Source organism: Enterococcus sp. AZ149, assembly GCF_051714285.1.
In the GTDB taxonomy this organism is placed as follows: domain Bacteria; phylum Bacillota; class Bacilli; order Lactobacillales; family Enterococcaceae; genus Enterococcus_D; species Enterococcus_D entomosocium.
On sequence record NZ_JBIORO010000001.1, the window covers coordinates 392,269 to 406,122 of the forward strand.

At 45.5% G+C, this 13,854-nt stretch carries 13 protein-coding genes and 1 other annotated feature; of the genes, 11 read left to right on the top strand and 2 right to left on the bottom strand.

Annotated features, from left to right (window positions below):
- Positions 1–4: 4 nt before the first annotated feature.
- Entirely contained in the window at positions 5–673 is a 669-nt protein-coding gene (locus IGI94_RS01870) for a response regulator transcription factor (protein ID WP_438899357.1), read from the bottom strand.
- 157 nt (positions 674–830) lie between these two features.
- Between IGI94_RS01870 and IGI94_RS01875 the strand changes: the two genes are divergently transcribed.
- From IGI94_RS01875 to IGI94_RS01905, 7 genes are all read left to right on the top strand, one after another.
- Positions 831–1,523, top strand: a complete 693-nt coding sequence (locus tag IGI94_RS01875) for an NAD-dependent protein deacylase (protein ID WP_422705441.1) — start codon at positions 831–833, stop codon at positions 1,521–1,523.
- Positions 1,524–1,536: 13 nt separating this feature from the next.
- The gene (locus tag IGI94_RS01880; protein WP_042890165.1) at positions 1,537–2,385 is read left to right on the top strand and encodes a chorismate mutase; all 849 of its coding nucleotides are present in this window, start codon (positions 1,537–1,539) and stop codon (positions 2,383–2,385) included.
- Positions 2,382–2,906, top strand: a complete 525-nt coding sequence (locus tag IGI94_RS01885; protein ID WP_016611442.1) for a transcription repressor NadR — start codon at positions 2,382–2,384, stop codon at positions 2,904–2,906. The genes IGI94_RS01880 and IGI94_RS01885 overlap by 4 nt, the downstream gene beginning before the upstream one ends.
- Positions 2,907–3,026: 120 nt before the next feature.
- Positions 3,027–3,265: a binding site (T-box leader), on the top strand.
- Between the two features lie 360 nt (positions 3,266–3,625).
- On the top strand, positions 3,626–4,702 hold the full coding sequence (locus IGI94_RS01890) for a methionine ABC transporter ATP-binding protein (RefSeq protein WP_008376218.1): 1,077 nt from the start codon (positions 3,626–3,628) through the stop codon (positions 4,700–4,702).
- Positions 4,703–5,383, top strand: a complete 681-nt coding sequence (locus tag IGI94_RS01895; protein WP_005232318.1) for a methionine ABC transporter permease — start codon at positions 4,703–4,705, stop codon at positions 5,381–5,383.
- A 52-nt stretch (positions 5,384–5,435) separates the two neighbouring features.
- Complete coding sequence (locus IGI94_RS01900; RefSeq protein ID WP_008376213.1) at positions 5,436–6,275, top strand: MetQ/NlpA family ABC transporter substrate-binding protein; 840 nt, start codon at positions 5,436–5,438, stop codon at positions 6,273–6,275.
- 62 nt (positions 6,276–6,337) lie between these two features.
- A complete protein-coding gene (locus IGI94_RS01905) occupies positions 6,338–7,546 on the top strand; it encodes a M20 family metallopeptidase (protein WP_005232314.1) in 1,209 nt (402 codons plus the stop codon).
- 93 nt (positions 7,547–7,639) lie between these two features.
- Here IGI94_RS01905 and def read toward each other — a convergent pair whose 3' ends face one another.
- A complete protein-coding gene (def, locus tag IGI94_RS01910; RefSeq protein ID WP_008376209.1) occupies positions 7,640–8,203 on the bottom strand; it encodes a peptide deformylase in 564 nt (187 codons plus the stop codon).
- Between the two features lie 246 nt (positions 8,204–8,449).
- On the opposite strand from def, the gene IGI94_RS01915 reads away from it, so the two are divergent.
- The 4 genes from IGI94_RS01915 to IGI94_RS01930 all read left to right on the top strand — a co-directional run bounded on the left by IGI94_RS01915 (position 8,450) and on the right by IGI94_RS01930 (position 13,587).
- The gene (locus tag IGI94_RS01915; RefSeq protein WP_061053670.1) at positions 8,450–9,514 is read left to right on the top strand and encodes a DUF871 domain-containing protein; all 1,065 of its coding nucleotides are present in this window, start codon (positions 8,450–8,452) and stop codon (positions 9,512–9,514) included.
- Entirely contained in the window at positions 9,507–10,415 is a 909-nt protein-coding gene (murQ, locus tag IGI94_RS01920; RefSeq protein ID WP_008376205.1) for an N-acetylmuramic acid 6-phosphate etherase, read from the top strand. Before IGI94_RS01915 ends, murQ begins: the two co-directional genes overlap by 8 nt.
- The gene (locus IGI94_RS01925; protein WP_194199310.1) at positions 10,415–12,427 is read left to right on the top strand and encodes a glucose PTS transporter subunit IIA; all 2,013 of its coding nucleotides are present in this window, start codon (positions 10,415–10,417) and stop codon (positions 12,425–12,427) included. The genes murQ and IGI94_RS01925 overlap by 1 nt, the downstream gene beginning before the upstream one ends.
- 128 nt (positions 12,428–12,555) lie before the next feature.
- Positions 12,556–13,587: an LPXTG cell wall anchor domain-containing protein gene (locus tag IGI94_RS01930; protein ID WP_086372557.1), complete on the top strand. Its 1,032-nt coding sequence runs from the start codon at positions 12,556–12,558 to the stop codon at positions 13,585–13,587.
- Positions 13,588–13,854 lie beyond the last annotated feature (267 nt).

Sequence of the window (13,854 nt, forward strand, 5' to 3'; positions counted from 1 at the left end):
CTTTTTAAGCTAGCTTGACGCCGATGCCCCAGACAGTATCGATATACGCTTCATCTGGATCGAGTGTTTTGATTTTGCTGCGTAAATGGCTGATATGGACATTGATCGTGTTTTCTTCACCGTAGTAAGGTTCTTGCCAAACAGCTTCATAGAGCATTTCTTTGGTATAAACTTTTTTGGGGTTCGCTAAGAGCAGGGAAAAAATCTCAAACTCCTTTTTCTTTAACTGAACCGTTGCCTCTCCTCGTTGCAGCTGAAACGAGTCAGGCAACAGTTGAATGTTTTTATACGAGTGGCTGCTGGCAACTGGAGGGGGTTGTTTATTTGTTCGCAATTGAACAATGATACGTGCCTTTAATTCTTCGACATTGAAGGGTTTGGTCAAGTAATCATTGGCCCCCGCCAGCAAAAGGGTGGAAACATCAGCTGGTTCATCTAAGGCAGTCAAGATAATGACGGGGACCGTGGAGATTTGGCGAATCTCTTGCAAGACTTGTGTCCCATCTTTACCGGGGAGCATTCGATCTAGCAAAATCAAGTCGAAAGCATCTTGCTGAAAAAGCAGCAGACCTTCCGTGCCTGAATAGGCTTGCTGGACGGTATAGTCAGCTGCTAAAATAGTAGCCAACATTTCGCTGATCTCATTGTTGTCTTCGATAATCAAAATTTTCATTTGGTTTTCCCATTCTTCTTGTATTTATTGCATTTATTATAAGCAATTCCGCAAGAAAAAGCATTAGTTGCTTTTAAAAAAGAAAATGGCTGATTTTTCGCAAAAACGGTTCTTTTTCGGTTAGAATAAGAGAAAAGCCATAAAGGAAGTTAGAACGATGAAGGTATCTATTGAGCAAGCAATCGCAACGGTCACCGCCGCATCATCCGTGACCTTTTTGACGGGTGCCGGTGTTTCAACCCCATCGGGCATTCCTGATTACCGTTCCTTAAAAGGGGTCTATCAAGGACTGGCCCAGCCAGAGTATTTGTTAAGCCATGACTGTTTAGAAAACGAACCGGAAACATTTTATCAGTTCGTCAAGCACCTCTACCATCCTCAGGCCCAGCCGAACATCATTCATCAAAAAATGGCTGCGCTGCAAACGAAAAAAACAGTTTGGGTCGTTTCACAAAACATCGATGGACTGCATGAAAAAGCGGGGAGTCACCAAAGAATCGATTTTCACGGCTCCTTGTACAACTGTTATTGCCGAAAATGCGGTAATCCGGTACCTTGGCAAGCGTATTTGCAGGATTGGCACCATGCAGGATGTGACGGTCAGATTCGGCCGGCGATCGTGCTTTATGGGGAAGGATTTACGGATGAAACCATTGAAGGAGCCATTCAGGCCGTTGCTCAAGCCGACCTGACGGTGGTCGTGGGGACTTCGCTGCAAGTCTATCCTTTTGCAGGGCTAGTCGATTACAGCAAGCAGGTGTTGGTCATCAATAAGGAACCATTGGCGATCCCGAATGAATATGGCATGTTGACAGCAGCAGCCGAAACGTTTTTCCAGAAAATTGAATGAAGGAGTTTATGATATGACACAACGTACCGAAAAAGAGAAAATGATTGCTGGCGAATTGTATTTTTCCCCAGATCCAGAATTGGTGGCAGACCGGAAATATGCCCGTGAACAAATGAACCTGATCAACCAAGAAACTGATGCAAAAATCAAAGAGCAGTTACTAAAAGAAACTTTCGGCTCTGTGACTGGTCGAATCTATATCGAACCGAATGTCCGCTTTGATTATGGCTACAATATTTCTGTCGGCAAAAACTTCTATGCTAACTACGACTGTGTATTATTAGACGTTTGTCCAATTACCTTTGGCGACAATTGTATGCTGGCACCCAATGTTCGGTTGTTTACGGCGACTCATCCATTACATCCGGTCAAACGAAACAGCGGCTTAGAATTAGGGGCGCCGATCGTGATTGGCGATAACGCGTGGATCGGTGGCGCGGCCACGATTTTGCCGGGGGTGCGCTTAGGTAACAATGTCGTGGTGGGGGCTGGCAGTGTCGTTACCAAATCATTCCCAGACAATGTTGTGCTGGCGGGAAATCCGGCACGGGTCATCAAGACGATCGACTTGGAAGAAGAAAACAACCAGCAAGATCCTTTGGCTGTTCAGCGAGCGGCGATCGATGACATTGATTGGCAGCTCACGCATCTTTTAGAAAAACGCATGAGTACAGTTAATGAAATCGTGCAATTGAAGAAAAGTAGTCAGTTGCCGGTTTTAGATGAAAATCGTGAAGAGAAAGTGCTGGAAAATATTCGGCAGGCGATTTCAAATCAAGCCTATGAGGAAACGATTTTAGCCATGTTTCAATCAATTATGAAACACTCAAAAACCTATCAAGAGAATCAATTGGAGGAATGAGTATGGATGGAGCAACACGTCGAGAAACGATTTTAGCGGCATTGAAGCAAGCGGACAAAGCGATCAGTGCCAGCAAACTGGCAGAATCACTAGGAGTCAGTCGCCAAATCATCGTTGGGGACATTGCCTTGCTGCGAGCAGCCGGTGAAGCGATCGCGGCCACTGCTCGCGGCTATCGACTGCAAGCACTGTTGAATGAGGCGGGGCATGTCAGCAAGCTAGCGGTGCAGCATCGGCCTGAACAAACCGAAGAAGAATTGCGGATTTTTGTCGCTTGTGGCGTGGAAGTGGTCGATGTCATCGTTGAACATGAAATCTATGGAGAGATCACTGGCAATTTGCAGATTCAAACAGACCAAGACGTGACTGATTTCATCAACAAAACCAAACATGCAGAAGCCCGCTTGCTCTCAGATTTAACCAATGGGGTACACTTGCATACGTTGCGTTACACCGATCCTGCGGCTCTGGAAAAAGCCAAACAACAGTTAGCAGAAAAAGGCATGCTCTATCAAAATTGAGGCGTAAACCATTCTGGCAAGGACGCTATCGGCAGTCTTGGGGAACACTTAGATGAAAAAATTGTGATTTTTTGTTGACAAGGCGTTCATTTTCCAGTAAAGTACAACTCAACAAGAATAATGAATCTGTTGAGAAGGAAAGTAACCGCGGATACTTTAAAGAGAGACTCTGGTTGGTGGAAAGAGTCAAGTCAGAAGCGATGAAAAATGGCCTTGGAGGATTGATTGTCGATAAGTAGGCAATCACGGATGCGCACTACCGTTACAAAGTGCACCAATCTCTAGCACGGCTAGACGTTGGGTTGAGGGAAGGGAAACCTTCTAAACAAAAGGTGGTAACACGAGTATTCGTCCTTTTACTAGCAAACGCTGGTAAAAGGACTTTTTTTATACACAAAAATCAAATAGCACCACACACGAAGAATTGGTAAGTACAAAAGCACGTTTTTTCAACAGAGAGCTTCGGTAGCTGAAAAGAAGCATCAAACGACTTTTAGAAAATGGCCAAGGAGTGATTCGTTCCGAGCAGTAGTTTGCAAGGCGACGACGGTAGCGACCGTTATCTGGCTAGAGTATGATCGTACTCGAAAAGGAGCTGTATGCGAGTACAGCTTAAACTGAGGTGGTAACACGCAAAAAGGCGTCCTCAAACAAGTCACAGGTGACTTGTTTGAGGATGCCTTTTTTTATTGAAAAAGACAAGAACTAGGGGGAAGACGATGATTTCATTAAAAGATATATCAGTAACATTCAATCAATCAAAGAAACCCGCGATCCAAGCGGTCAAAAACGTATCGATCGAGATCGACAAAGGGGACGTGTACGGCATCGTGGGTTACTCAGGCGCCGGGAAAAGTACACTCGTCCGTGTGATCAACTTATTGCAGCGCCCAAGCAGCGGCAGCGTCGTCGTCAACGGCACGGAGCTGACCACACTTTCTGCGAAAGACCTGCGAGAAAAACGGAAAACGATCGGAATGATCTTTCAGCACTTCAACTTGATGGACAGCCGCAATGTTTTTGATAACGTGGATTTTTCCTTGAAATATGGGGGACGGTCCAAACAGGAACGTCATCAAAAAGTAACCGAGCTGCTGGCGCTTGTTGGATTGGAAGAAAAAGCCCAAGCGTTTCCTAGCCAACTATCTGGAGGACAAAAACAGCGGGTCGCCATTGCCAGAGCTTTGGCAAATGATCCAGAGATCTTGCTGTGTGATGAGGCAACTAGCGCCCTTGATCCGAAAACGACCTTACAGATATTGGCTTTGTTGAAAAAATTAAATCGGACTCTCGGTTTGACCATCGTGATCATTACCCATGAAATGCAAGTTGTCAAAGAAATCTGCAACAAAGTGGCAGTGATGGAAGACGGTGAAGTTATTGAGCAAGGTTCGAGCGTTCAGATTTTTAGCCAACCAGAAAAACCATTGACCAAAGATTTCATCCGAACGGCGACGCACATCGACCAAGCCTTAGAAACGATCCTCGGCAGTTCGAAGTTTTCTTCCTTGGCACCGAATGAATGGCTGGTGGAGCTGTCCTACGTGGGGGATCAAACCAATGAACCACTGATCGCCCAATTGTACAGTCGCTACAAAGTGACCACCAATATTCTTTACGGCAACGTGGAGATCTTGCAAGAAGTGCCGATCGGCAGCTTGGTCGTTAGCTTATCCGGAGAGTACCAACAGCGCAAACATGCCTTAGAATATTTGAAGTCTCAAGGAGTGTACACCAATATTTTAAAAGAAAATCATGCAGAACCATTAAACAATGTGATTAAAGGAGGATTTTAGATGGCTGCCTTATTAGAAAGATATTTTCCCAATGTTGTTGCGATCCAAGATGAATTTGTCGCAGCAACGATCCAAACCTTGTATATGGTTTTTTGGACCTCCTTGATCGCGGGCATCTTAGGCATCTTGTTAGGGATCGTCCTGGTAGTGACTCGACCGAGTGGAATTTTAGAAAATCGACCACTCTTTGAATTTCTCGATAAGGTCATCAATGTGGTCCGCTCGATCCCTTTTATTATCTTATTGACGTTGCTAGGAACCTTTACCCGATTTCTTGTGGGAACGACGATCGGCGAAACAGCAGCATTGGTTCCTCTGATTGCTGGGATCATTCCTTTCTTTGCTCGGCAGATCGAGATTGCCTTGCTAGAAGTTGACCCCGGTGTCGTGGAAGCAGCCGAAGCGATGGGCACCAGTCCTTTCGGCATCATTTTTCGGGTCTATTTGCCAGAAGGCGTGGCGGGAATCATTCGGGTCTCTGCATTGACCGTGATCAATGTGATCGGATTGACCGCCATGGCAGGAGCAGTTGGCGCTGGCGGTTTAGGTAACTTAGCCATCACCCGCGGGTACAACCGATTCCAGACCGATGTCACGATCATGGCGACCTTGATCATCTTAGTATTCGTTTTTATCAGTCAATTTGTCAGCAACCTACTCATTAAACGAGTATCACACTGACCACCACTTACGTACAAATAAAAAAACAAGCAAGTCTATGGAGGAAGAAAAAATGAAAAAAATCGTACAATCAATCGTCTTAGGGGCAGCATTATTATTTATTACCGGATGCGGAAACAATGGCAGTGCCGCAGCCACTGACCAAGAAGAAGTCACTGTGAAATTAGGAGTGATTGGCGCGGACACCGATGTCTGGGATGATGTCAAAGATCGTTTGAAAGACGAAGGCATCAATTTAGAATATGTCCAATTCTCTGATTACAATCAACCCAACGCAGCCTTAGCTGATGGTTCCATTGACCTCAATTCATTCCAACACCAATTTTTCTTGGACAATTATAATAAAGAATTTGGTACCGATCTCGTATCGATCGGCAATACAGTCAACGCGCCATTAGGCATTTATTCCGACAAAGTGACGGATGTCAACGACTTGGCTGAAGGAGCTAAAGTTGCGATCCCGAATGATGTGACCAATGGTGGTCGGGCATTGCTCTTGTTACAATCAGCTGGATTGATCAAAGTGGATGAAGCAGCCGGACAAACACCAACGGTCGCGGATATTACTGAAAACCGTTTGAATTTAGAAATTTCGGAACTTGATGCAGCGCAAACAGCCCGGGCACTTTCCGATGTCGATGTTTCTGTTATCAATAGCGGCATGGCGGTAGATGCAGGATTTGTGCCTACCGAAGATGCAATCTTTTTAGAGCCTGTTGATGAAACGGCCCGTCCTTACGTCAACATCATTGCCGCCCGTAAAGAAGATGAAGACAATGAAGTTTACCAAAAAGTGGTTGCTGCTTACCAAACAGAGGATACGAAAAAAGTCATCGAGGAAACGTCAAAAGGATCAAGTGTTCCTGCTTGGGAAACCTTTGGAGCAAAATAAGTGCTATGTAATTTGATAAAAACACTGAAAAAAACCATGTAAGAAAAAGGAGAGATTTGATTATGACAACAGCAACTATTACAAAAGCAACGATTAAACCATTTATCCAAGAGCGTTTAGCCGCTTATCAAGCCTTGGCATTAGATATCCATAATCACCCAGAAGTCAGCAACTATGAGTTTTACTCAGCCGATGCCCTGATCGCCCAATTAGAAAAAGAAGGCTTTGCTGTTAAAAAGGATGTCGCAGGACATCGCACCGGCTTTGATGCCCGCTATGTCAGTGGAAAACCGGGCCCAACGATTGCCTTTTTAGCTGAGTACGATGCGTTACCAGGGATCGGTCATGCTTGTGGGCACAATCTCTTCGGGACTTATTCCGTCTTAGCAGCCAGTGCCCTGCAACCTTTCATCGATGAGCTAGGCGGGGAGATTCGAGTCTATGGGACGCCAGGAGAAGAAGGTGGGGAAAATGGTTCCGCTAAAGGCAGTTTTGTCCGTGAAGGGTTCTTCAATGATGTCGATGCCGCTCTTTGTGTCCATCCAGCCCATCGCTATGGCAAAACGACAGCGTCATTAGCCAATGATCCAGTGGATATCAAGTTCTATGGTCGAGCTTCCCATGCGGCAGCTGCACCAGAAAAAGGCATCAACGCGTTAGAAGCATTGCTGCAAGTCTTTAACGGGATCAATGGATTGCGTCTGCACTTACCAAAAGACGTCAATATTCATGGTGTGATCACCGATGGTGGCGTGGCAGCCAATGTCGTGCCAGAATATGCAGCCGGTCGTTTTTATTTACGAGCAGCCAATCGAGCGACCTTGAACGATGTCTACGAGAAAGTCGAAAACATCGTCAAAGGAGCCGCTTTAGCCACGGGAGCGACCTATGAATTCGGCTTGTTCCAAAACTCCGTCGATGATGTGATCGTGACACCAAGTTTTGATGAGATTTTCTTTGCGCATGCCCAAGAAGCGGGCGTACCTGCCGATGAGATCGATACGGAAGCCAAAACAAGTCTTGGTTCTTCTGATGTCGGCAATGTCAGTCAAGTGATCCCGACGATCCAACCCACCGTTTCGATTTCAGATGACTACATTGCGGGTCATTCGGAAGAATTCAAAGCCGCTGCCAAGAGTGAAAAAGGCTTGCAATCGATCGCTATCGCGGCTGAACTTTTAGCGCTGACCGCGTTAGATCTTTTTGAACAACCGGCGTTATTAGAAAAAATCAAAGCCGATCATCAAGAAAGCCTAGCAAAAGGCAATTAACGCCAAAACCTTGAAGGAAGATATCCAGAGGATACTCAATAATATAGAAGAAAAAAAAGTCTCTGCCGCAAAATGTCGGTAGAGACTTTTTAGTTAGTCGATGACTAAAATGCCTTCTTTCAATGAAAAAGGATTTTGTTGATTGATATGATCGTAGAACATGACCCCGTTCAAATGATCGATCTCATGCTGAACGACGATCGCAGGATAGTTCTTTAAACGAACTTTTTTCTTTTTGCCGTTGATGTCGTAATAGCTGATCGTGATCCGGGCATGGCGTACCACGTAGCCAGGGACTTCACGGTCCACGGACAGGCAGCCCTCGCCTTCACCCAAACAAGCTTCTTGCACGGAATGACTTAGAATTTTAGGATTGTAAAGAACATCTTTAAAATCAGGTTCTGCTTTTTCTGGGTCGCTGCTAGGGACGAGGACCGCTGTGATTCGTTTTGAAATATCTAATTGAGGAGCTGCTAGACCAACACCACCTCTTAATTCGAGTTCTTCTGCCTTGACTGGGTCTTGGCTGTTTTCTAAAAAGGTCATCATTTCTTTTCCTAGTGCGATATCTTCTTCGCTCAAAGGAAATGGTACTTCTTTTGCTACTTCACGCAAGGTTGGATTGCCTTCGCGAATAATATCATCCATTGTAATCATTGATGATGTGATTCCTCCTACTATGTAAAAATGACGAAAGCAAGTTTCGTTCCTAATAAAGTGTACCACAAGTGCAGAAAGAAGGGCATAAGAAAGTTTAAACGGTAAAGCTTTCTTATTAAATGAAACGATATTTCTATATTGATGATTTAATTATGAAATATAGTTGCGAACAGGAAGGGAATCAGTTATAATGCTTTTATAGAAAACGGTATCACGATAGTGACTCACCAAGGAGGCAAAGAGATGTTCGGCTTTTCTGTATTTATGAACGAAGACTTGACGGCAGCAGAACTTGAGCAGATGACTGCGATGGCATCAGGCTTTAAAGGGATTTTCACCTCCATGCACATACCAGAAGACGATCGCAGTACCTATCGGCAGCGTCTGACGGACTTGGGAGGTTTCGCAAAAGACCATCAGCTGTCTTTAATGGTAGATATTTCTGGAAACGCCTTAGCAGAAGCGGGCTTTTCCATCGACAATCTGGCGGAACTAAGGGAGATCGGTGTCACTGGTTTACGAATGGACTATGCCATCGACAATCAACAAATCGCTGCTTTTTCAAAAGAAATGACCATTAGTTTGAATGCCAGTACATTAACGGAAAAAGACATTCGAGAGCTGCAGACGTATGGAGCTGATTTTACTCGTTTGGAAGCTTGGCACAATTATTACCCCCGACCAGAAACAGGACTGGATGCTGACTGGTTTCAGGAGAAGAACCGCTGGTTGAAAGCACAAGGCTTTTTCGTCCAAGCCTTTGTTCCAGGAGATGCCAAGAAACGCGGACCGTTATTTCAAGGATTACCCACACTGGAAAGACACCGCAACTGGTCGCCTTTTGCCGCAGCAATCGACTTGTTGGCTACTGGCTCAGTTGATGCTGTTTACATTGGCGATGGGATGGTTTCTGCAAAAAGTGCGCAGCAGTTTGCGACGTATCTGCAAGAAGCGCGGATCGTTTTGCGGGTCAAAGATCTTGGTTCTACTTACTTTGAACACGTACTAGGGGATCACCAGAATCGTTACGATGAAGCTCGAGATGTCTTGCGTAGCGCCGATGCCCGTTTCAATGCCATTCCAGAAGTCAAACCTGAACTTAGTCAAGAGCGGCCAATGGGTGCTGTGACGATCGATAACCAAGAGTACTTGCGTTATATGGGAGAGATTCAAGTGTGCAAACGACCATTGCCTGCAGACCCCAAAGTCAACCTCGCCGCTCAGGTGATACCAGCCGATCTGCCTTTGATCCAACAAATCAAAGCAGGGATGCGATTTAAATTAGAAAGAGATGATTCCAATGAATAAAATCAATTTAGACAAATTAACGACTGAGCGACGCAATAGCGAAACGAGCAATTTAGATGAAATGACGATTTTAGAAGCGTGCCAAAAAATGAACCAAGAAGATCAAAAAGTTGCCTATGCAGTGGAAAAAGAAATTCCTAGTATTGAAAAAGTGATTGAACAAACTATCGCTGCTTTTAAAAAAGGCGGACGCTTGATTTATCTTGGCGCTGGGACAAGTGGTCGATTAGGCGTCTTGGATGCGGCCGAATGTGTCCCAACCTTTGGGGTATCACCAGAGATGGTGGTTGGTCTGATCGCCGGTGGTGAAGAAGCGATGACGGTCGCTGTCGAAGGAGCAGAAGACTCCTTAACGCTAGGGAAACAAGACCTTGTCGATCTGAAGTTGAACCCAAATGACATGGTGATCGGGATCGCTGCCAGTGGTAGAACGCCTTACGTGATTGGGGCTCTTGATTACGCCAATGAGCTTGGTGCCACAACGGCTACGATCGCTTGTAACAAAGATGCGGAGATCTCTCAACATGCCAGCTTTCCAATTGAAGTCGATTGTGGCCCAGAGTTTCTGACGGGTTCGACTCGTTTGAAATCAGGAACTGCCCAAAAATTGATTTTGAATATGATCTCGACGTTATCGATGGTAGGGATCGGTAAAGTCTACAATAATTTGATGGTCGACGTGAAAGCGACCAACGAAAAATTGGTGGAACGCTCAAAACGGATCATCATGCAGGCAACTGAAGCTGATTATGAAACAGCCGCTGCAGCATTTGAAGAAGCAGATCAGAATGTCAAATTGGCGATCGTGATGCTGTTGACGGATAGCACGAAAGACGAAGCACAAGCAAAACTTGCCACGGCACAAGGGTTTGTCAAAACGGCGTTAGGAGGAGAAAAGTAATGGCAAAAGAAACACTGACGGTAGAAGAGTTAGCGGAGAAGATTTTTCAAGAAGCCGGCGGAATGGACAACGTAGAAACAGTCAATCACTGTATGACTCGCGTACGAATGACCGTCCGCGACCACGACAAGGTCGATCAACAAGGGTTAAAAGAGATTCCCGGCGTGATGGGTGTCGTCAATGACGAGCAGCTGCAAGTCATTATCGGACCAGGGAAAGTCAACAAAGTAGCCAACGCAATGGTGGCAAAAGCCGGTGTTGATTTAGGGCAAGAGATCCCGCAGCAAAAATCAGGCAAAGAGGCGTTATCAGAAAAAACGGCAGAGATGAAAGCAGCCCAAAAAGCCAAACAAAAATCATCACCATTGAAGTCGCTGCTGAAAGACATTTCAAATATCTTTGTTCCAATGATTCCAGCCTTCGTTGGTGCAGGACTCGTTGCAGGGATCGCCTCCGTTCTGACCAACATGATCACTGCTGGAAATTTAGATGGAGACACTTGGAATTATTATGTCATGATTTTAAACGTCCTAAGAAATGGGATGTTCACCTATTTAGCAATCTTTACTGGGGTCAATGCTGCGCAGGTCTTTAAAGCCAATCCAACCCTTGGTGGAGTGATCGGTTCGATCATCTTGCTGACCGGTATGAACCCAGAAGCCCCGATCCAAAACTTGTTCACCGGCGAAGCTTTAGCTGCCAACCAAGGAGGGATCATCGGTGTGATCTTCGCTGTATGGCTTTTGGCGAAATTAGAGGCAGTGCTGCATCGAGTGATTCCTGAAGCGATCGATATTATCGTGACTCCGACGTTGTGTTTGTTGATCATCGGTTTGACGGAGATTTTCTTGATCATGCCATTGGCAGGTCTGATCTCTGACAGCTTAGTCGGTTCAATCACTTGGGTCTTGAATGTGGGCGGTGCGTTTTCTGGGTTTGTCTTAGGGGCGGCCTTCCTACCAATGGTCATGTTTGGTTTGCATCAAATTTTGACCCCGATCCACATCCAAATGATCGAAGCAACAGGCAGCACGCAATTATTACCGATTTTAGCCATGGCTGGTGCCGGTCAAGTCGGAGCAGCTTTCGCCTTATGGGTACGACTACGTAAAGACAAAGAGCTTTCTGAAATGATCAAAGGTGCATTGCCAGTTGGGATCTTAGGTATCGGCGAACCATTGATCTACGGAGTGACATTGCCATTAGGTCGACCATTTATCACTGCTTGTATTGGTGGTGGGATCGGTGGTGCGGTCATTGGCGCTTTGACAAATATCGGCGCAACGGCGATTGGACCATCAGGGCTAGCTTTGATTCCATTGATTGCCAACGGCCGTTGGATGGGCTATATTTTCGGCTTGTTAGCAGGCTATGCTGGCGGCTTCGTTGCCACCTACTTCTTTGGGATTCCTAAAGATCGCTTAGAAGCAGTCAAAGGGATTGAGGCAGAGGAGGCAAAACCAGCTGCAACCGTCACTGTGCAACCGCAACCAAAAGAAACGAGTGAAACGGCTGCAAAGGAAACGGCAGCAAATTCATCAGCAACAACGATCGATACACCCTTATACGCAGTAGCAACAGGTACGACAAAATCGATCAGCGCGTCAAGTGATCCGGTATTTTCGCAAAAAATGATGGGCGACGGGTATTTCGTCTTGCCAGACAATGGGGCGATCTTTGCACCAGCAGCAGGAACGATCACGACGATTTTCCCAACGAAACATGCATTGGGGATCAAGACTGCCAGCGGACTAGAGATTCTGCTACACATGGGTGTCGACACCGTGGAATTGCAAGGAGCACCTTTTGAAATCCTGGTGGAGGAAGGCCAAGCCGTGACACCAGCCACCCAAGTTGCCCAAGTCGATTTGGCGCAGTTGACGGCTAAAGGCAAAGCTTCTGAGATGCTTGTCATTATCACCAATATGGACCAAGCAGCCAACGTTGAACTGTTACCGATCGCGGAAACAAACGCAGGTCAAGCAGTGATGCACGTGGCAACGATAAAATAATGATAAAACCTCTATCTGATAAAGATGGAGGTTTTTTTTAAGAAGTTACTAAATTGATTGCGGAAACGAGGCCTTTATGTTACAGTTTCGTTACAAAGGGAGAAATCCCATACGAGGAGGCAATGACGATGAAAAAAATAATTTGGCTCGGACTAATGACGTTGGCATTTTCACCATTGATGGTTCATGCAGATGAAACGGCTACGAGTGGAAGTGACAATCCGGCTGCCGTTAGCGAGACACTTTCATCAGAAGGGCAAACAGACAGTGAGCAGATCCAAAATTCTGCCCAAGAAAGTACAGATGAAAACCAAGAAACGGATCAATCCGCTACTTCAGAAACTACAGCTGACGAGAATCAAGAGCCGGTCGATTCCGAAGCCGTTATTGCCTCGATCCAAGCAGAGACAGGAACGCAAAACGTCAATGAAATCAATACATTAGCCGATGAACCTAGTTCGTTGCGTAGTGCGTTAACCCAAGGGATTACTGAAGGCAGTGTGACCGCATTTACCCAAGAACAGTTGGACCAGTTGACAGATGAAGAATTGACCAATGGCAATCGCCTAGCGCTACGTTATTCTAGTGATGCGATGGGCTTTGATATTGCTTACTTGGCAAAAATCATCGGTGCCTTGTTTGTCGATCAGACGTTATCCTGGGAAGCCATTGAGCCGCAACTGGCTTTTGATGCGAATAGCTACGCCAGTTTTGCTGACTTGATTCCTGTCGTGGATCAGTTGCAGGAATATTTACAGGTCGTCTATCCAGCAGACGGAGTCTTTTTACATTTGAATCAAGCCGTTTCCAACGAATGGATGATCTCAATTTTGACCAATTTGAATCAGATGGAACAAGAGATGCAAGTTGATCCAGGTGCCTTTGTCCCCGGACGGATCTCTTATATCATTCAAGCGGCAAATGATTCCATGTATCTGCCTACAGGCACGCAAACGAGTACGACTGAAGAAGCGACGGCAACTTCGACGACAGCCCAAGAAACAGCGACAACGACTTCTTCGAAAGAGGCAGACGCAACTGCCGATGGCGAAAAAACATTACCTAAAACCAATGAAGCGCCAAGTTATACCTTATTGATCGCAGGTGTTATCCTGCTGCTGATCGTTTTCTTGATTTTATGGCGCCGAAAGAAAAAATGACCGTTATTTATAATCGGCGGAATGAAAAAATAGCAACCTTCGTTTTCCATCAGGGAAACGAAGGTTTTTTTTTTTTCAGAAATTTCACTCGTGATTTCTTTTCAAATAACGCCTTTTATAAAAAGACCAGAATCGATTCCTTCATAAAAAAGTCAAATTTAAATTCTTGCATTCTCTGGTGAGGGGTGTATAATGACACAGTGTCATATGACATCGTGTCATATTGAGGGCTGTGATTTATTTTAAATTAGAAAGGAGTTGCTTGTG